The sequence below is a fragment of the Kosakonia sp. ML.JS2a genome (assembly GCF_025642095.1).
GTDB lineage: Bacteria > Pseudomonadota > Gammaproteobacteria > Enterobacterales > Enterobacteriaceae.
Window position 1 is genome coordinate 4,442,754 of record NZ_CP106754.1, and the last position, 18,848, is coordinate 4,461,601.

At 53.8% G+C, this 18,848-nt stretch carries 17 protein-coding genes; 3 read left to right on the top strand and 14 right to left on the bottom strand.

Annotated elements, in window-relative coordinates; translation table 11 throughout:
• Positions 1–391: 391 nt before the first annotated feature.
• Positions 392–1,213 carry a 4-hydroxy-tetrahydrodipicolinate reductase gene (dapB, locus tag N7922_RS20940; protein ID WP_263098097.1) on the bottom strand — a complete coding sequence of 274 codons (822 nt, stop codon included), beginning with the start codon at positions 1,211–1,213 and terminating at the stop codon, positions 392–394.
• 163 nt (positions 1,214–1,376) lie between these two features.
• Positions 1,377–2,006: an alanyl-tRNA editing protein gene (locus N7922_RS20945; RefSeq protein ID WP_263098098.1), complete on the bottom strand. Its 630-nt coding sequence runs from the start codon at positions 2,004–2,006 to the stop codon at positions 1,377–1,379.
• Positions 2,007–2,105: 99 nt separating this feature from the next.
• Between N7922_RS20945 and N7922_RS20950 the strand changes: the two genes are divergently transcribed.
• A complete protein-coding gene (locus N7922_RS20950) occupies positions 2,106–3,005 on the top strand; it encodes a LysR family transcriptional regulator (protein WP_263100970.1) in 900 nt (299 codons plus the stop codon).
• On the opposite strand, the gene rihC is transcribed toward N7922_RS20950, so the two are convergent.
• The 6 genes from rihC to ribF all read right to left on the bottom strand — a co-directional run bounded on the left by rihC (position 3,002) and on the right by ribF (position 9,803).
• A complete protein-coding gene (rihC, locus tag N7922_RS20955) occupies positions 3,002–3,916 on the bottom strand; it encodes a ribonucleoside hydrolase RihC (RefSeq protein ID WP_263098099.1) in 915 nt (304 codons plus the stop codon). The two genes, N7922_RS20950 and rihC, sit on opposite strands and share 4 nt — an antisense overlap.
• Positions 3,917–3,990: 74 nt before the next feature.
• Complete coding sequence (ispH, locus tag N7922_RS20960) at positions 3,991–4,941, bottom strand: 4-hydroxy-3-methylbut-2-enyl diphosphate reductase (RefSeq protein WP_263098100.1); 951 nt, start codon at positions 4,939–4,941, stop codon at positions 3,991–3,993.
• Positions 4,942–5,391, bottom strand: a complete 450-nt coding sequence (fkpB, locus tag N7922_RS20965) for an FKBP-type peptidyl-prolyl cis-trans isomerase (RefSeq protein ID WP_263098101.1) — start codon at positions 5,389–5,391, stop codon at positions 4,942–4,944.
• A 108-nt stretch (positions 5,392–5,499) separates the two neighbouring features.
• Entirely contained in the window at positions 5,500–6,000 is a 501-nt protein-coding gene (lspA, locus tag N7922_RS20970; RefSeq protein WP_061497802.1) for a signal peptidase II, read from the bottom strand.
• Complete coding sequence (gene ileS / locus N7922_RS20975) at positions 6,000–8,816, bottom strand: isoleucine--tRNA ligase (RefSeq protein ID WP_263098102.1); 2,817 nt, start codon at positions 8,814–8,816, stop codon at positions 6,000–6,002. Before ileS ends, lspA begins: the two co-directional genes overlap by 1 nt.
• Positions 8,817–8,861: 45 nt before the next feature.
• Positions 8,862–9,803: a bifunctional riboflavin kinase/FAD synthetase gene (ribF, locus tag N7922_RS20980; RefSeq protein WP_263098103.1), complete on the bottom strand. Its 942-nt coding sequence runs from the start codon at positions 9,801–9,803 to the stop codon at positions 8,862–8,864.
• A 327-nt stretch (positions 9,804–10,130) separates the two neighbouring features.
• Here ribF and rpsT point away from each other — a divergent pair, with 327 nt between their 5' ends.
• Complete coding sequence (rpsT, locus tag N7922_RS20985; protein WP_061497808.1) at positions 10,131–10,394, top strand: 30S ribosomal protein S20; 264 nt, start codon at positions 10,131–10,133, stop codon at positions 10,392–10,394.
• Between the two features lie 48 nt (positions 10,395–10,442).
• Here rpsT and nhaR read toward each other — a convergent pair whose 3' ends face one another.
• The 4 genes from nhaR to dnaK form a co-directional block, all read right to left on the bottom strand.
• Positions 10,443–11,342 carry a transcriptional activator NhaR gene (nhaR, locus tag N7922_RS20990; RefSeq protein WP_263098104.1) on the bottom strand — a complete coding sequence of 300 codons (900 nt, stop codon included), beginning with the start codon at positions 11,340–11,342 and terminating at the stop codon, positions 10,443–10,445.
• 30 nt (positions 11,343–11,372) lie between these two features.
• Entirely contained in the window at positions 11,373–12,536 is a 1,164-nt protein-coding gene (gene nhaA / locus N7922_RS20995) for a Na+/H+ antiporter NhaA (protein WP_263098105.1), read from the bottom strand.
• A 165-nt stretch (positions 12,537–12,701) separates the two neighbouring features.
• Positions 12,702–13,844, bottom strand: a complete 1,143-nt coding sequence (gene dnaJ, locus N7922_RS21000; RefSeq protein ID WP_061497814.1) for a molecular chaperone DnaJ — start codon at positions 13,842–13,844, stop codon at positions 12,702–12,704.
• An 85-nt stretch (positions 13,845–13,929) separates the two neighbouring features.
• Positions 13,930–15,843: a molecular chaperone DnaK gene (gene dnaK / locus N7922_RS21005; RefSeq protein ID WP_263098106.1), complete on the bottom strand. Its 1,914-nt coding sequence runs from the start codon at positions 15,841–15,843 to the stop codon at positions 13,930–13,932.
• 300 nt (positions 15,844–16,143) lie between these two features.
• On the opposite strand from dnaK, the gene satP reads away from it, so the two are divergent.
• A complete protein-coding gene (satP, locus tag N7922_RS21010) occupies positions 16,144–16,710 on the top strand; it encodes an acetate uptake transporter (RefSeq protein WP_263098107.1) in 567 nt (188 codons plus the stop codon).
• A 129-nt stretch (positions 16,711–16,839) separates the two neighbouring features.
• Here the strand turns inward: satP and tnpA are convergent, their stop codons facing one another.
• Together tnpA and N7922_RS21020 are read right to left on the bottom strand one after the other, a co-directional pair.
• Positions 16,840–17,298 carry an IS200/IS605 family transposase gene (tnpA, locus tag N7922_RS21015; RefSeq protein WP_263098108.1) on the bottom strand — a complete coding sequence of 153 codons (459 nt, stop codon included), beginning with the start codon at positions 17,296–17,298 and terminating at the stop codon, positions 16,840–16,842.
• A 174-nt stretch (positions 17,299–17,472) separates the two neighbouring features.
• Entirely contained in the window at positions 17,473–18,780 is a 1,308-nt protein-coding gene (locus N7922_RS21020; protein ID WP_263098109.1) for an MFS transporter, read from the bottom strand.
• Positions 18,781–18,848: the final 68 nt, after the last annotated feature.

The window sequence follows — 18,848 nt, forward strand, 5'->3', positions numbered from 1 at the left end:
TCAATGCAAATTTGCTGGCCGTGGATTTTTGGCAAACGGCGGCATTCTGGAGAGATGTCGGTTAAAAGTCAACTTATCTCGCCTATTTTTCTTGTTGTTTTACGCCATTGCCCTTTCCTGCTGGTTTTAACAGATAAAAAGATCAAATAAACTGCCCAGGAAAACGCTTGCGCGGTTAGAAAATTGCTTACGGGTTGCGCCATAAGGTAAAAAGTGGACCAGATGGTCAAAATTTACAATTTTGAAACAGAAAACATGAGGAAGAGTGATAATTTTAGATGATTCTGGATAAAATCACCCTGAAAGAGAGAAAATAAAAGGGCAATAAAATATTGCCCTTTGCAATCAACTCACTACGACTGCAACAACCACATCACGATGGGTAATAAACTTACAAATTATTGAGATCAAGCACATCTCGCATATCAAAAAGGCCCTTATTTTTTCCTTTCAACCACGAAGCGGAGCGAACTGCGCCGTTAGCAAAGGTCATGCGGCTTGAAGCTTTATGCGTAATCTCGACACGTTCGCCAATATCGGCGAACATCGCTGTATGTTCGCCGACGATGTCCCCTGCACGTACGGTCGCAAAACCAATTGTGCCCGGAACACGCTCACCCGTGTGGCCTTCACGCGCATACACGGCGCACTCTTTTAAATCTTTATTCAGTGCCTGGGCAATTGCTTCACCCATTGCCAGCGCGGTACCTGACGGAGCATCGACTTTATAGCGATGATGCGCTTCAACGATTTCGATATCGGTGTAGTCACCCATCACTTTTGCCGCTTTCTCCAGCAGCTTCAGCATGACGTTTACGCCTACGCTGAAGTTCGCGGCAAAAACAATCCCTATCTCCTGCGCTGCATCAGCAATCGCCTGTTTGCCTGCATCATCAAACCCGGTGGTGCCAATGACCATGCCTTTGCCATGCTGACGGCAGAAAGCCAGATGGTTCAGCGTTCCTTCCGGGCGAGTAAAGTCGATAAACACATCAAAATGATCTTTTACCGCCTCAAGGCTGCTCTGCACGGCTACGCCTGTTTTCGCCACACCGGCCAGTTCGCCCGCGTCGCTGCCTAACAGGGACGATCCCTCGCGCTCCAGCGCAGCGCCAAGCTCCACGCCTTCCATTCCCAGTGCCGCCTGAATCAGCTGACGGCCCATACGCCCGCCAGCGCCCGCGATGGCTACGCGGATTGGTGCATCATGCATAGTTGTACTCTTTTGTTAAAAAAATGCGTGAGAATCGTTTCCAGATTAACCAGCCCGCGACGGAGCCACCAGCCGAAAACGCCGATAATTAGAAATTAATGATATACAGCCAGAAATATCAGTAAAAGGCATGATACGACGAAGCAGACTCAGACGTTATGGCTTATTGCACCGTGTAACTGACGATAAGCTGACCTTTTTTCATTTTAACGCTACCGATCACCACCGAACCCAGTTCAGCCAGCGAAGAGACATGCGTACCGCCGCAACCATAGGCCTGGAGATCGCCAAAGCGCACCTTGCGACGCCCATCCTCAAAGGCAATATGACGGGGCAATGCCGCAGACTGCCAACCCGCAATGAGTGCATCCAGCATCGGGATCTCCGGTTCGCGGGCATTCTCCCCGGCAGCGAAGGTGATGCGCCCTTCCCCCGGCCAGTGGTGCGCTTTTACCGGTCGCCAGCCATACTGCTCTCCGGCATAACCAATCACATGCCCGGCGGAATGTAGACGCGCATGCAATGCACGACAAACAGCATCGACTTGTAGTCTGACCTCATTTGCCGCCAAAGGCTGCGCCAGAATATGCACAACATCGTCGCCTTGTTGCAAAACAGACTCAACCGGGATCCCGGCGATCCATCCCTTATCGGCGGGCTGACCGCCACCCTGCGGATGAAAAACCGTTTTATCGGGCACAATCGCATAGCGCCCATCGGCCTGTTGATCACAGCGTAGCACCTGTGCAGTGCACTCCAGCATATCGCAGGTGTAATAAAGACGTTCAGTCATGGGGTGTCCTCCTCTAAAGAGGCAGAGTATATTCAATTCACCGATAGCGATAATTGCATCGCCATTCAATGCACCTTTGCCTGGTACGCACAAATGAATCTGAATCTGAGTCTGCTTCCGGATCTTGCGACGTTTGTCTGCATCGTTGATCAGGGCAGTTTTTCCGCGGCGGCTCGCCTGTCTGGCGCGACACCCTCGGCAATCAGCCGTAGCGTTACGCGACTGGAACGTGAGTTAGGCAATAAGCTGTTGCACCGCACCACCCGCAAACTGGCGCTCAGCGCCACAGGAAAAATGGTGTATGACCATGCCGTGGAGATGCTGGATGCGGCACGCCAGGCCATGGATTCTGGCAGCAGTATGCAGAGCATCGCGCAGGGTAAGTTGACCGTCAGCGTTCCCAAAGCCATTGGTCGTTTTGTTATTCACCCGTTGATGCCTGAATTTCTCCAGCGCTACCCGCAAGTGGATATCTGTTTGCGGCTTGAGGACCGCTATATGGATCTGATCGATGACGGCGTCGATCTGGCGCTGCGCATAACCCATTCCCCCTCTCCCGGACTCTATGGCAGAACGCTGATGCCGGTGACGCACGTTATCTGCGCGACACCGGAATACTTGCGCCAGCATGGTACGCCAACTCACCCGCAGGCATTGCGCGAACATAGCTGTATCAGCCTTGGCGAGACGCCGGCGGATTCACGCTGGAAATTCTGTCGCGGCGACAACGTGGAAACCATTCAGACCCGGGGACGTTATGCCGCGAATCACACCGGCGTGCGACTGGATGCCGTTAAGCAGCATCTTGGTATTGGCAGCCTGCCGCTGTTTACCGCCCGCGAATCACTCGATAGCGGCGAGATTGTGCAACTCCTGCCGGAATGGGAATTCATCAGCAGCTATACCGGAGAACTGTGGCTACTGTGGACGCGTAACAAACATATGCCCGCCCGCATGCGGGCAATGATCGATTACCTGAGTGAAAAAATGGCTTCTTAGGGTGCCAGCGCCAGCACTTCCGCCACCCAGTGGCGAAAACCGTTTATGTCGATATCCAGCGCTACCCGCGCGTTTGGCGGTTGCTTAAGCTTGCCGTCGAGATCCACCACGGTGGTCCCTGCTGTAAAACTCCCCTGGGTTTCGACTACCACAAAGCAGGATTTCAGCGTAAACAACTCAGGCCGAACCAGACAGGCAATCGCACAGAGATCATGCATCCGCAACCCGGTTGTCATGCTGCCGCTGCGGTAGTGGCTAAACAGCGCGTGCAGCATGTTACCCGTGCGGTTTAGCGTGGGCAGCGTCGCCAGAAATTCGGGGGTTAATGTCGCCCGGTTGGTAACATCCAGCCCACACATCACAATATCCAGACCGCTATTAAACACGCGGGCGGCGGCTTCCGGATCGACAGCAATATTAAATTCAGCGTTCGGGGTAAAATTGCCGCGCCCGGCGGAACCGCCCATCATCACCAGTCGGCGGATATTGAACTGGCACTCCGGGTAGTGCGACAACAACAGGGCAATGTTGGTCAGCGGGCCGATAGTGACCAGCGTTACCGGTTCCGGCAATGCCAGTAGCACGTCACGGATCGCCTGAAACGCCGGTTTCGCCAGCGGCTGACGCTGGTGTTCCACAAAGTCGTAGCCATCCATTCCGGACTCGCCGTGGACATCGGCTGCACTGTGAAGAGGCCGCAGTAAAGGTGTTGCAGCCCCCTGCGCCAGCGGAATGTCGGCCTGCCAGAAATTCAGTAGTTGCAGCGCATTACGGGTGGTTTTCTCCAGAGAAACGTTACCGGCAACGGTGGTGATTAACCTGAGATCGCACTGTGGCGCAAACAAGGCCGCGGCAAGGGCAACAGCATCATCAATACCGGGATCGGTGTCGAGAATGATCGGCTGACGCATAACACCTCCACAAAATTATCAAAAAAAATGCCAGACTGAGTCTGGCATCTTCGCATAAGGCACGGGTAAAAACGTTATTCGACTTCGCGAACATCCACGCGCAGCTCTTTTGGCACTTCAAAAACAATATTCTCTTCACGCCCTTCCAGCGGAATGGCCTCGCCACCGCCCAGCTCCTGCAAGCGGGCAATCACGTTCTGTACAAGAATGTCCGGTGCAGATGCCCCGGCGGTGACGCCAACGCAGGTGATCTCTTTCACCCAGGCTTCCTGAATATCTGACGCATCATCGATCAAATAGGCTTTTTTGCCCATGCGCTGCGCCAGTTCAGCAAGGCGATTAGAGTTGGAGGAGTTTTTCGAGCCGACAACCAGCACCACTTCCGCCCGCTCAGCCAGCGCGCGCACGGCTTCCTGACGGTTGGTGGTGGCATAGCAGATATCGTCTTTACGTGGGCCGACAATCTGCGGGAAACGCTCACGCAGCGCATCAATCACATCGGAGGTGTCATCGACTGAAAGCGTGGTCTGCGTCATAAACGACAGCTTACCCGCGTCTTTGATGTTCAGCGTTCCGACATCTTCCGGCGATTCCACCAGATACATGCCCCCTTCCGGGTTACTGTACTGGCCCATGGTGCCTTCCACTTCCGGATGACCCGCGTGGCCAATCAGAATCGCCTCTTCGCCGCGTCGGCTGGCGCGGGCAACTTCCATATGCACTTTGGTGACCAGTGGACAGGTTGCATCGAAGACGGTTAGATCGCGACTTTTGGCTTCATTACGCACCGCCTGGGAAACCCCGTGGGCGGAGAAAATGAGGATCGCGCCATCCGGTACTTCGCTGATCTGCTCAATAAAAATAGCGCCGCGCTCGCGCAGGCTATCAACGACATAGCGGTTATGCACCACTTCATGGCGCACGTAAATCGGCGCGCCGTAGATGGCCAGCGCGTTTTCAACAATGCTGATAGCGCGGTCAACTCCGGCGCAAAAACCGCGCGGGTTAGCCAACAGGATCTGCATTTATGCCTCCAGCGCTGGATCGACTTCCAGCACATCGATATCAAAATGGACGGTTCTGCCCGCCAGCGGGTGGTTAAAATCAACGGTAATGGAGTCGCCGTTGACTTCACGGATCACGCCGGGCATTTCACTTCCGTCCATCGCAGTAAAGAGCATAATCGCACCGACTTCAGGTTCTCCGGCGTCCATAAACTCGCGACGGGAGAAGTACTGGATCAGGTCCGGACTCGGCGTACCGAATGCGGCGTCTGGCTCGAGAGAGAACTCTTTTTTCTCCCCGGCTTTCAGACCCAGCAGATGTTGTTCCAGTCCTTCGGATAGTGAACCGTCACCAAGGCGAAACAGCGCCGGTTTGCCGTTATTGCGGGTTGACTCGGCAAGAGAGCCATCTTCAAGCTTCAGCGTAAAGTGCACCAGCACTGCGCTATCGCTTTGTACGGATTTAGACATGCAGGTTGCTCTTATGTTTTTAGCCGTGGTACTGCCCGGTTGCATTTTAATAGCCGGATGGCGCGACGCTTATCCGGCCCACAACCGGGCCTACACGACTTTGACGGCTTACGCCTGTTTCTTCGTTGCCGCAGAAGGTAAGAAACCTTCCAGCACAATCAACGCCGCACCGATACAAATAGCGGTATCAGCAAGGTTAAACGTAGCAAAATGCCAGTCGCCCATATAGAAATCGATCATATCGACGACAAAACCATGCCACAAACGGTCGAACAGGTTACCCAGCGCACCACCGATAATCAGCGCATAAGCGATGTTATTCAGTTTCTGCGAGGCTTTCGCCCGGTACATCAGCACCGCCAGCACCACACAGATACCAATCGCGATACCCGCAAAGAACCAGCGCTGCCAGCCACCGCTGTCCGCCAGAAAACTGAATGCGGCGCCATAGTTACGCGCATAGTGCAGATTAAGCGACGGGAACAGAGAAACCGTATCCCCCAGAGCAAAGTTCTGGAGGATCAGGTACTTACTGCCCAGATCGATAATCAGCACAACCACGACCAGCCACAGCCAGCGCAGCCCTGTTGAAAGGATCGGTTTACTCATCAGGCAAACTTACGTTTTTCGCCGTTACCGGCGACGTTGCTGACACAGCGTCCACAGATATCTGCGTGTTCCGCCACCTGACCGACATCGGTAGTGTAATGCCAGCAACGCGGGCATTTCTCACCTTCGGCTTTGCTTAACTCGACCTTCAGCCCTTTGAGCACATCGCTCTGCCAGGCGTCCGCAGAAGCTGTTGCATAATCCGCAACTTTCGCCCCCGAGGTCAACAGGACAAATCGCAATTCATCCCCCAGCGCCGTCAGCTTCGCCGCCAGCTCAGGTTCGGCAAACAGCGTTACCGCCGCTTCCAGAGAACCACCGACTTTCTTGTCTGCACGCGCCTGTTCAATCACCTTGTTCACTTCGCCGCGGACTTTCAGCAGCTCGTCCCAGAAGGTATCGTTCATGGTTTCGGTTTCAGCAAGACCAAACAGGCCTTCGTACCACTCACCGGTGAAAACATACTTCTCACGATTGCCCGGCAGGTAACCCCAGATTTCATCTGCGGTGAAGGACATGATCGGCGCCATCCAGCGCACCAGTGCTTCGCTGATATGATACAGCGCGGTCTGGCAGCTACGACGCGCAACGCTGTCTGCTTTTGCGGTGTACTGGCGGTCTTTGATGATGTCGAGGTAGAACGAGCCCATCTCGATGGAGCAGAAGCGCATCAGACGCTGTACCACTTCATGGAAGTCGTAGGACTCGTAGGCTTTCAGGATATCTTCCTGCGCCGCTTGCGCGCAGCCAACCGCCCAACGATCCAGAACCACCATCTCTTCCGGTTGCACCATATCTTTCACCGGATCGAAACCGTTCAGGTTCGCCAGCAGGAAGCGTGCGGTGTTACGGATACGACGATAGCTGTCGGCAGCACGTTTGAGGATTTCGTCCGACACCGCCATTTCGCCGGTATAGTCGGTCGACGCCACCCACAGACGTAAAATGTCTGCACCCAGCTTGTTCATCACATCCTGCGGCGACACGGTGTTGCCGATGGATTTGGACATTTTGCGGCCCTGGCCATCAACGGTGAAGCCGTGGGTCAGCACCTGGCGGTATGGCGCTTTGCCTTTCATCGCCGTGGAGATCATCAGTGAAGACATAAACCAGCCGCGATGCTGATCCGACCCTTCAAGATACATATCCGCAGCATGACCGGCGAATTCCGGGCGCACATCCACAACAGAAGCATGGGTTGAACCGGAGTCAAACCAGACGTCCAGCGTGTCCGGCACTTTTACATAGTTGTCGGCATCGTCACCCAGGATGTCACGAGGATCGAGATCCCACCATGCCTGGATACCGTCCGCTTCAACGCGTTTAGCGACGGCTTCAATCAGCTCTTCAGTACGCGGATGCAGCTCTTCGGTGTCTTTGTGAACAAACAGCGACATCGGCACGCCCCAGGTACGCTGGCGCGAAATACACCAGTCAGGACGGTTAGCGACCATGGATTCGATACGCGCCTGGCCCCAGTCCGGGATCCACTGTACGCCTTTGATCTCTTTGAGCGACTGCGCGCGCAGGCCTTTCTGATCCATGCTGACGAACCACTGCGGCGTGGCGCGGAAGATGATCGGCGACTTGTGACGCCAGCAGCACGGATAGCTGTGCTGCAATTTTTCGACATGCAGCAGTGCGCCGCTGTCACGCAGCATATTGACGATGATGTCGTTGGCTTTAAAGACGTTGATGCCATCCAGCCCAGGATAAGTTCCGACCAGATACGCACCATCCGGGCCGACAGGGTTAGCGATTTCCAGACCGTATTTCAGGCTGATGGTGTAGTCGTCCGGGCCATGTCCACCGGCGGTATGCACCGCACCGGTACCCGCATCCAGCGTAACGTGATCGCCGAGGATCGCCGGTACGTCGAAGCTGAGGAACGGGTGTTTAAAGCGCATCAGTTCCAGTTCAGAACCTTTCACGGTGCCCAGAACAGCGTAGTCTGCAGCGCCGATGCGTTTTGCTACGCTCTCAACCAGATCTTTCGCCAGGATCAGCGCCTGACCGTCAATTTGCACCAGCGCATAGTCAAACTCCGGAGAAACGGAAATTGCACGGTTGGCCGGAAGCGTCCATGGGGTGGTGGTCCAGATAACCAGTGAAACCGGGCCATTTACCGACGATACGCCGAATTTGGCTTTTACCGCAGCCTGATCGACCGCGTGGAATGCGACATCAATGGACGGGGAGGTTTTGTCGTAATACTCCACTTCCGCTTCCGCCAGCGCAGAGCGGCAGTCCACACACCAGTGCACCGGTTTCGCACCTTTATGCAGGTGGCCATTGCCAATGATTTTACCCAGCGCACGAATGATGTTGGCTTCGGTTTTGAAATCCATGGTCAGGTACGGGTGCGACCAGTCGCCCAGCACGCCAAGACGGATAAAGTCAGCGCGTTGACCGTCAACCTGCGTGGCCGCATATTCGCGACATTTGGCGCGGAACTCGGCGGCGGTGAACTTCTCGCCCGGTTTCCCGAACTCCTGCTCCACTTTCAGCTCGATCGGCAGACCGTGGCAGTCCCAGCCCGGAACATAAGGCGAGTCATAGCCTGTGAGTCCTTTGGACTTCACAATAATGTCTTTCAGAATCTTGTTAACCGAGTGACCAATATGAATGCTGCCATTCGCATAAGGAGGGCCATCATGCAGAATGAAGGTTTTTTTGCCTTTTTTCGCTGCACGGATGATGCCGTACAGGTCATCATCAGTCCAACGCGCCAGCATCCCCGGTTCGCGTTTGGCGAGATCGCCACGCATCGGGAACCCTGTTTCCGGCAAATTCAGGGTAGATTTATAGTCACTCATCAGATTCTCGGTTCCGTATTTCGGTTTGATTAATACCACCAGGCCTTAAGAAGCCGGTTTAGATAGCCCAAAAAACTCGCGGGCCGCTACCTCATCTCGGGCGATTTGCGCTTTCAGTTCATCGAGGGAGGCAAATCGCTGCTCATTGCGTATTTTTTTACGCAGTACTACATCTATATGGCGCCCGTAGAGGTCCATTACAACATCCAGCAAATGCACTTCCAGTTGCTGACGTACACCAGAGACTGTCGGGCGAGTGCCGATATTGGCAACGCCGGGAAGGACAGTATCGCCCAGTCCAGCCACTTCCACCGCATACACCCCTTTAACCGGGGAGACCTGACGACGCAGCGGTAAATTCGCCGTCGGAAAACCTATCGTCCGCCCCAACTCATCGCCGTGCACCACACGCCCGGAGATGCTAAAGGGATGGCCCAGTAACTTTTCAGCTTGTTCGAGGTTATCGTCGGCCAGCGCCTGGCGCACCGCCGTGCTGCTTACGCGAGCGCCGCCTTCACAAAAGGTTTGTGTGCTGATGACGTCAAAGCCGTACTTTTCGCCCGCTTTCTGTAATAACAAGAAATCCCCCTGGCGACCAGCGCCAAAGCGGAAATCATCACCGACGGCGAGAAATTTCACGCCAAGGCGATCGACAAGCAGATCGCTGACAAACGTTTGTGCGGTCAGCGCCGCAAAACGCCGATCGAAACGCACGCACAGCACATATTCCACGCCGCATTCAGCCAGCCAGCGCAGCTTTTCCCGCAAACGCGTTAAACGTGCAGGCGCTTTTTCTCCGGCGAACAGTTCCAGCGGTTGGGGTTCAAAAATCATCACCACCACCGGTAGCCCACGAGCGCGGCCTTCTTCGCCAAGCCCTTGTAATAACGCCTGATGGCCACGGTGTACGCCATCGAAATTACCAATAGTCAGCACACACCCGTGCGGTGCCTGGCTGAGATTATGTATGCCGCGTATCAGCTTCATGTCTGGCTCAAAACAGTGAAAATCGTCGGATTATACCTTGTACAGCGTGCGACGTTAACCGACGATTGCCTTAACAAAGCAGAAAGGAGAAGGATTTCATCAGGCTGTATCCTGCAGGTATGAAAATCTGGCCTTGATAGCGATTTTTCTGGTGGAAAAGCTGTATTCGCGACACGCAAGCTGTTAGAATCCTGCGCCATCACTACGTAACGTAGCGTCGTGCATTAACGGCGCTTATTTGCACAAATCCATTGACAAAAGAAGGCTAAAAGGGCATATTCCCCGGCCTTTGAATTGTCCATATAGATCATATTTGGGAGTTGGACCTTGGCTAATATCAAATCAGCTAAGAAGCGCGCCGTTCAGTCTGAAAAGGCTCGCAAGCACAACGCTAGCCGTCGCTCAATGATGCGTACTTTCATCAAGAAAGTGTACGCTGCAATTGAAGCTGGCGACAAAGCCGCTGCGCAGAATGCATTTAACGAAATGCAACCGATCGTGGATCGTCAGGCCGCTAAAGGTCTGATCCACAAAAACAAAGCAGCGCGTCATAAGGCTAACCTGGCCGCGCAGATCAGCAAACTGGCTTAATCGCCCGCTTGTTGGCTTTGTGAAAAAACCCGCCTCTGGCGGGTTTTTTTATTGCTGTAACGGTGAGAAAAGCCCTGAGTAATCACGGTTACAAATGCGCTGCACCGCCGGATGCTGGATCATCCGTTCAGCGAAAATCGCGTGATACTCCTCCATCACGTTATCCACCCGCCCTATCTCCACCATGCGCTCGTCCGCGTAAAAGCCGTGAACATACAGCGATGGTGCGACAAAAATGGCATTATGCGCCGCGCCGAACGCCTTCATTAACGCGGCATCGTCAAACTCTCCGAGGATCTCTACCTGCAGCCCCTGAACGTTAAACCAGTTCAACAATTTGCGTCCAAGCATGGAGCGTCGGCCAGGTATCAATAAACGACGCTCTTCCAGGCAAGCCGGAAACGGTTTTTGCGGCGGCGGGTTACAGCACCAAAAACTGACGCTGCATTCGCCAATCTTCACGGAAAACAATCCCTCTTGTTGCGTGGAATCAATCGGGCAGTCAGAGATGATCATATCAAGCTTGTGCTGGCTTAATTGCTCAAGTAGCAGCTCGTGGGTGGACTCAAAACAGCGCAGATGGATTTGTTCCCCCTCCTGCACTGCGGCGTCCAGCACCCCACTCACCAGCCGTTTGGAGAGCGCATCGGCGACCCCCACATCAAAGAGCAGATTGGACTCTTTGCGGTAGTTAATGGTATCCAGCATTTCCTGACTCAGGGTGAACATTTTATCCGCATAGCGAAACACCAATTCACCCAGCTCCGTCGGCTCCAGCCCCCGGCCCTTACGTTTAAAGAGTTTGCCTTGCAACCGCTCTTCCAGCGCTTTGATCTGCCCAGTGATGGTTTGCGGCGTCAGCCAGAGTGCCTCCGCCGCACCAACGACGGAACCTTCACGATAAACATGCCAGAAATAATACAAGTGATTGTAATTAATATACGACATCGATGATTCACTCCCTGCCGACGCCAGGCATTAAGGGCGGGCAATGCGCGTACGCAACAAGCAATAACCGAGTATTGCCGAGATGACCGAACCGGTGAGGATGCCCAGTTTACTCCAGGCAATCATCTCTGCATGTGCGTCACCGAAGGCCAGTGAAGAGATAAAGATAGACATGGTAAAGCCGATACCGCACAGCACGCCCACGGCCATAATTTGTTTGAATACCGCGCCTTGCGGCAGCCTCGCCAGTTTTGCGCGTAGCGCCAGCCAGCAGAAAATAGAGATACCGAGCGGCTTACCGATAACCAGACCAGCGATAATCCCCAAAGGCAACACATCAGCCAGCCCGGAGAGCGACATGCCGTTCATGGATACACCGGCATTGGCGAAGGCAAACAATGGCAGAATCAGCCATGCCACCCACGGGTTAATCGCGTCAACCAGTTGATGTAACGGCGAAATGCCATTCTCTTCGCGCAGAGGAACAAAAAAGCCGACGACGACACCCGCGAGGGTTGCATGCACACCGGATTTCAATACCGCCGTCCACAATACAACACCGACCAGCATGTAGAGGCCAATACGCCGGACATTCAGGGCATTCATGATGGCCAGCACGACGATCGCGGCAGCGGCCACTCCCAGCGCCATGGTGGAGAGATCACTGGTGTAGAACAGCGCAATGATGATAATTGCCCCGAGGTCATCGATGATGGCCAGCGCCATCAGAAACACTTTCAGCACGGGCGGAACACGGTTCCCCAACAGGGCAAGCACGCCGAGGGCAAATGCAATGTCTGTGGCTGTAGGAATTGCCCAGCCGTGGCTCGCCAGCGGATTGTGAAAATTAAACAACAAAAAGATCAGCGCCGGTGCAACCATGCCGCCAAGTGCGGCGATAACGGGGAAAACCGCCTGCTGACGGCTGGCAAGCGTGCCTTCAACCAGCTCGTATTTCACTTCCAGGCCGACCATCAGGAAAAAGACCGCCATCAACGCGTCGTTGATCCACAGCAGCATGTCTTTTTTGATCTCCAGCGATCCGACTGTCAGCTCGACAGGCGTTTGCAAAAAAGAACGGTATAAATCCTGTGTCACCCCGAGGTTGGCGCACAACATCGCCAGTGCAGCCGCAATGATAAGAACAATACCGCCGGAGGCGTCACTGTTAAAAAAACGTTGTAATAACTTCATCTTATTCTCCCGATCCCTGTAACGTCGTGGCGGCTATCTTACGCTCGTCAACTCTTCGCTAAAAACAGATTATTATTGCTTATAGATTCCTTTTTTCCGAGCAATGAGAAAGCACAAAAAAAAGCCCGGCAAAAGCCGGGCCTGATGATGACTGGTGAGATCGGCTTAACGCGTCAAATCATCAAAGAATTTTTTCACACCGTCGAAGAAGCTTTTAGAACGCGGGCTGTTATGTTCACCCGTCGGACCACCAAAGCTATCTTGCAGATCTTTCAACAGTTGTTTCTGTTTCTCATTCAGACCGACTGGCGTTTCTACGACAACCCGACACAGCAAATCGCCCTGTGCGCCGCCGCGAACAGATTTCACACCTTTTGCACGCATACGGAACAGTTTGCCCGTTTGGGTTTCGCTTGGCACTTTCAGCTTCACGCGACCATCCAGCGTCGGAACCTCAATCTCGCCGCCCAGCGCCGCCATCGCAAAATTGATCGGCACTTCGCAGTACAGGTTGTTACCTTCACGCTCGAAAATCGGGTGCTGTTTCACCTGCACCTGAACGTACAAATCGCCTGCTGGCGCACCGTGCTCACCCGCTTCGCCTTCACCGCTCAAGCGAATACGATCGCCGGTATCAACACCTGCCGGGATTTTAACGGACAGGGTTTTGGATTTTTCTACGCGACCATGGCCGTGGCACTTGTTGCACGGATCTTTGATCAGCGTACCGCGTCCCTGGCAATGCGGGCAGGTTTGCTGCACAGCAAAGAAGCCCTGACGCATCTGCACCTGACCGGAACCATGACAGGTCGGGCAGGTCTGCGGCTGCGTGCCTGCTTTGGCACCGCTACCATGACAAACATCGCACTCTTCCAGCGTCGGAATGCGGATCTCTTTAGTGACGCCGCGAACCGCTTCTTCCAGCGTTAAGTCCATGTTGTAGCGCAGGTCAGCACCACGTGCTGCGCGCTGGCGACCACGGCCACCACCGAAGATGTCGCCGAACACATCACCGAAAATATCGCTGAAATCCGCGCCGCCGCCAAAACCGCCGCCGCCGAATCCACCGCCGCCACCGCCCTGCTCAAATGCCGCATGGCCATACTGATCGTAAGCCGCACGTTTTTGGGCATCGGTCAGGATTTCGTAGGCTTCTTTGATCTCTTTAAATTTGGCTTCGGCCTCTTTATCGCCCTGATTGCGGTCCGGGTGATATTTCATGGCCAGGCGTTTGTACGCCTTTTTGATTTCACGCTCTTCCGCTGTTTTCGGAACGCCTAAAATCTCATAATAATCTTGCTTCGCCATCGGTTTATCTGCCCCTTAACATACGAGCACGGGCGTGGAGAGAACTCCGACGCCCGTGCTGGTTATCTACCCTGCATAAGGGCGATTATTTTTTGTCTTTTACTTCTTCGAACTCGGCGTCAACAACATCGTCGTCTTTCGCGTTGTTCGCGGAAGCATCAGCGCCCGCCTGCTGCTGTGCGTGCTGCTGCTGTGCGATTTCCAGCAGTTTCTGGGAAACCTGCGCCAGCGCCTGCATTTTCGCTTCGATATCGGCTTTATCTTCGCCTTTCAGTGCCGTTTCCAGCGCGCTCAGTGCAGACTCGATAGCAGTCTTGTCTTCTGCCGGCAGTTTGTCGCCCGCTTCTTCAACCTGCTTACGGGTGCTGTGCAGCAGATGGTCACCCTGGTTACGGGTTTGCACCAGCTCTTCGAACTTACGATCGGACTCAGCGTTAGCTTCTGCTTCACGCACCATTTTCGCGATCTCTTCTTCGTTCAGACCAGAAGACGCTTTGATGGTGATCTTCTGTTCGCGGTTGGTATTCTTGTCTTTTGCAGAGACATGCAGAATACCATCGGCGTCGATATCGAAGGTGACTTCAATCTGCGGCATACCGCGCGGAGACGGGTTGATGCCATCGAGGTTGAACTGACCCAGCGATTTGTTATCAGACGCACGTTTACGCTCACCCTGCAGCACATGGATGGTTACCGCAGACTGATTGTCTTCCGCAGTAGAGAACACCTGGCTGTGCTTGGTCGGGATGGTGGTGTTTTTGTTGATCAGCGCAGTCATTACGCCGCCCATGGTTTCGATACCCAGCGACAGCGGGGTAACGTCCAGCAGCAGAACGTCTTTCACTTCACCTGTCAGAACACCGCCCTGAACCGCAGCACCGATAGCAACAGCTTCGTCCGGGTTCACGTCTTTACGCGGTTCTTTACCGAAGAACTCAGCAACTTTTTTCTGCACCATCGGCATACGCGTCTGACCACCGACCAGGATCACGTCCTGAACATCGGAAACAGACAGACCAGCATCCTGCAGTGCAACTTTCAGCGGCTCGATAGAACGGTTAACCAGGTCTTCTACCAGGCTTTCCAGTTTCGCACGGGTCACTTTGATGTTCATGTGTTTCGGACCGGTCGCATCTGCAGTGATGTACGGCAGGTTCACGTCGGTCTGCTGTGCAGAAGAGAGTTCGATTTTCGCTTTTTCAGCCGCTTCTTTCAGACGCTGCATCGCCAGCGGATCGTTGCGCAGATCGATACCCTGATCTTTCTTGAACTCTTCCACCAGGTAGTTAATCAGACGGCTGTCGAAGTCTTCACCACCCAGGTGGGTATCACCGTTGGTTGCCAGAACTTCGAAGGTTTTTTCGCCGTCAACTTCATCGATTTCGATGATGGAGATATCGAACGTACCGCCGCCCAGGTCGTATACCGCAATGGTACGGTTACCGGTTTCTTTATCCAGACCGTAAGCCAGTGCTGCCGCGGTCGGTTCGTTGATGATACGTTTGACTTCCAGGCCCGCGATACGGCCGGCGTCTTTGGTCGCCTGACGCTGCGCATCGTTAAAGTAAGCCGGAACGGTGATAACAGCTTCAGTTACCGGCTCACCCAGGTAATCTTCCGCGGTTTTCTTCATTTTTTTCAGGACTTCCGCAGAGATCTGCGGCGGCGCCATTTTGGTGCCTTTTACGTCGATCCATGCGTCGCCGTTGTCGGCCGCAATGATTTTGTACGGCATGATGGATTCATCACGCTGAACTTCTTCGTCCTGGAAGCGACGACCAATCAGGCGTTTGATCGCAAACAGGGTGTTTTGCGGGTTCGTCACTGCCTGACGTTTAGCCGGCTGACCCACCAGAGTTTCGCCATCCTGTGTGTAGGCAATGATAGAAGGCGTGGTGCGATCGCCCTCTGCGTTCTCCAGCACACGTGCCTGAGTGCCATCCATAATCGCTACACAAGAGTTGGTAGTACCCAGGTCGATACCAATAATTTTACCCATCTAAACGTCTCCACTAAAAATTCGGTCAACATGTGGTTGTGAACCTGTAATAAGGGCGAAACGTGCGGTTTCAACTGCCCAGTATCGTTTTTTTTTCAGGCTCACATACTGCGGTTGACTACAAGATGGGGTCGTAACGTCACGCATCAAGGGGGGCAGGATAAAAAATTTTTTAATTTCCACCTGTTCAGATCATAGACAGGCTGATTGGCGCTAATTATGATGCCGCGCCCCGCCTCCTCAACATAGGCGCGGGGACTTCTTATTTCACCATTCAATATTGATTTATTTTGAGGAATTATGGGCAACACTAAGTTGGCTAATCCGGCTCCGCTGGGCTTAATGGGCTTCGGCATGACCACTATTCTGCTTAACCTGCACAATATTGGCATGTTCCCATTAGATGGCATCATCCTGGCTATGGGCATTTTCTATGGTGGTATTGCACAAATTTTCGCTGGCCTTCTTGAGTTCAAAAAAGGCAACACCTTTGGTTTAACCGCGTTTACCTCTTACGGTTCTTTCTGGCTGACGCTGGTTGCTATCCTGCTGCTGCCGAAAATGGGGCTGGCGGATGCGGCGAACGGCCACTTCTTGGGCGTTTACCTGGGCATTTGGGGTGTGTTCACGCTGTTTATGTTCTTCGGCACCCTGAAAGGTGCTCGCATGCTGCAGTTCGTGTTCCTGAGCCTGACCGTACTGTTTGCTCTGCTGGCTGTGGGTCACCTGGCTGATAACGAAAGCATCGTACACATGGCTGGCTGGATCGGTCTGGTATGTGGCGCCAGCGCCATTTATCTGGCAATGGGCGAAGTGCTCAACGAACAGTTCGACCGCACCGTATTGCCGATTGGTGAAAAACACTGATTCGTCATGCAATCGTATGAAATAAATATCCTCCGGCATAGCCGGAGGTTTTTCAGATGCGCCTGTAAGGCTCTGTTACCAGCCGCGCCCTAACAGGCGCATACGATCTGACATTTGCATCAAACTTCGTTACTTACGGCCCGTAAACGGGCTACCCGGATAAGGGATCGATAACTGCTCGCCCATTTTATCCTCTTCAAGCTGGTGCTTTATGTATTCCTGTATCTTCGCCGTGTTCTTCCCTACCGTATCTACGTAATATCCCCGGCACCAGAATTCCCTGTTCCTGTATTTGAATTTCAGATCTCCAAACTGCTCATAAAGCATCAGACTGCTTTTCCCTTTCAGATATCCCATAAAGCCGGATACGCTCATTTTGGGCGGGATTTCCACAAGCATATGGATATGATCTGCGCAGCATTCCGCTTCCAGGATCCGTACGTTTTTCCACTCACACAGCTTTCTTAAAATGCTGCCTATCGCCAGGCGTTTCTCTCCGCAGAACGTCTGTCTTCGGTATTTTGGCGCAAAAACTATGTGATATTTACAGTTCCATCGGGTGTGCGCTAAGCTCTTTTCGTCCCCCATCGGGACCCCCTTTTGATTTCTTGTTGAACTTTTGCAGTTGCCAGACCGCAAGGTGTTTTAACAAATCAAAAGGGGTTTTAATAACTGGCTTAAAGCTGAAAGCTTTCCGGAACCCCCAGCCTAGCTGGGGGTTTTCTATAGACAATAAGAACGGAGCCCTGCGGCTCCGTTTTTTTATGACTGTTGTACAGTAGGCTCTGCAATACGGTCTTCATGGTAGAGATCCTGTCGCAACCAGATCCCCAGCGCCAGCCCCATTAGCGAGAGCGCCAGCACATACCAGGCAGGAGCCATTGGCGAGACGCCCATCAACATGGTTACCGCAATCGGCGTCAGCCCGCCAAAAATGGCGTAGGAAACATTGTAAGAGAAGGAAATGCCGGTGAAACGGACCTCCGCCGGGAAAGCGCGCACCATCACGAAAGGCACCGCGCCCACCACGCCGACACACAGCCCCACCAACCCGTAAAGCATAAACAGATATTCAGGATGAGGGCCAACCAGATGGTAGAAAAACCAGCTGGAGCAGGCGAGCAGAATGCTCCCGACAATAAAGGTGCGACTGGCGCCCACACGATCCACCAGCAGTCCGGCGGCAAGGCAGCCGAAACACAGCATAACGGTCGCGATGCTGTTCGCTTGTAAGGTCAGCGCCGGAGCAAGCCCGTACTGTTTTTGCAGCCACACCGGCGACATCAGGATCACCACCACAATCCCGGCGGATAGCAGCCAGGTCAACAACATGCTGACCACTACCGCTTTCTTATGCTTCAGCACGACGGATTTCACCGGTAGTTCCTGCGCCAGCGCTTTGCGCTGTTGCATCTCAAGGAAAATCGGCGTCTCCTGCAACCAGCGGCGCAGATACATTGCCACCAGGCCAAACGCCCCACCGAGCAGGAAAGGAATACGCCAGCCGCCATCATGGATGCCCTGCGGCGTCATGCTGGTGTTCACCAGCGTCGCCACGACCGACCCCAGCAGGATCCCCACCGTCAAACCCGCAGTCAGTGTCCCACAGGCAATGCCAATGCGCCGCGCCGGAACATGTTCGGCAACAAACACCCACGCGCCCGGCACTTCACCGCCAATGGCCGCGCCTTGCAAAACGCGCATCAACAGCAGTAATAATGGCGCGATGATCCCCACAGAGGCATAAGTTGGCAGTAAACCAATCGCCAGCGTCGGCAGCGCCATCAGTAGAATGCTCAGGGTGAACATCTTCTTGCGCCCCACCAGATCACCAAAGTGCGCCATCACAATGCCACCGAGCGGACGCGCCAGGTAACCTGCGGCAAAAATACCGAAGGTTTGTACCTGGCGTAGCCATTCCGGTATATCAGCAGGAAAGAAGAGCTCGCCGACCACAGCGGCGAAGAAGACGAAGATAATGAAGTCGTAAAACTCCAGCGCGCCGCCCAGTGCGGCAAGGGTCAGAGTTTTGTAGTCCTGTCTGTTCAGAGGGCGAGTGTAATTTGACATAGCCAACCATTTGTAAAGAGGAGGTGCTGATTTAATTATTACGCATGATGTAAATTAAAAATTACTAT

Bases quoted from the DNA above. Each gene is read 5' to 3' on its own strand.
- dapB (WP_263098097.1), bottom strand. From the start codon at position 1,213: ATGCATGATGCACCAATCCGCGTAGCCATCGCGGGCGCTGGCGGGCGT.
- N7922_RS20945 (WP_263098098.1), bottom strand. From the start codon at position 2,006: ATGACTGAACGTCTTTATTACACCTGCGATATGCTGGAGTGCACTGCA.
- rihC (WP_263098099.1), bottom strand. From the start codon at position 3,916: ATGCGTCAGCCGATCATTCTCGACACCGATCCCGGTATTGATGATGCT.
- ispH (WP_263098100.1), bottom strand. From the start codon at position 4,941: ATGCAGATCCTGTTGGCTAACCCGCGCGGTTTTTGCGCCGGAGTTGAC.
- fkpB (WP_263098101.1), bottom strand. From the start codon at position 5,391: ATGTCTAAATCCGTACAAAGCGATAGCGCAGTGCTGGTGCACTTTACG.
- lspA (WP_061497802.1), bottom strand. From the start codon at position 6,000: ATGAGTAAACCGATCCTTTCAACAGGGCTGCGCTGGCTGTGGCTGGTC.
- ileS (WP_263098102.1), bottom strand. From the start codon at position 8,816: ATGAGTGACTATAAATCTACCCTGAATTTGCCGGAAACAGGGTTCCCG.
- ribF (WP_263098103.1), bottom strand. From the start codon at position 9,803: ATGAAGCTGATACGCGGCATACATAATCTCAGCCAGGCACCGCACGGG.
- nhaR (WP_263098104.1), bottom strand. From the start codon at position 11,342: ATGTCGTATATTAATTACAATCACTTGTATTATTTCTGGCATGTTTAT.
- nhaA (WP_263098105.1), bottom strand. From the start codon at position 12,536: ATGAAGTTATTACAACGTTTTTTTAACAGTGACGCCTCCGGCGGTATT.
- dnaJ (WP_061497814.1), bottom strand. From the start codon at position 13,844: ATGGCGAAGCAAGATTATTATGAGATTTTAGGCGTTCCGAAAACAGCG.
- dnaK (WP_263098106.1), bottom strand. From the start codon at position 15,843: ATGGGTAAAATTATTGGTATCGACCTGGGTACTACCAACTCTTGTGTA.
- satP (WP_263098107.1), top strand. From the start codon at position 16,144: ATGGGCAACACTAAGTTGGCTAATCCGGCTCCGCTGGGCTTAATGGGC.
- tnpA (WP_263098108.1), bottom strand. From the start codon at position 17,298: ATGGGGGACGAAAAGAGCTTAGCGCACACCCGATGGAACTGTAAATAT.
- N7922_RS21020 (WP_263098109.1), bottom strand. From the start codon at position 18,780: ATGTCAAATTACACTCGCCCTCTGAACAGACAGGACTACAAAACTCTG.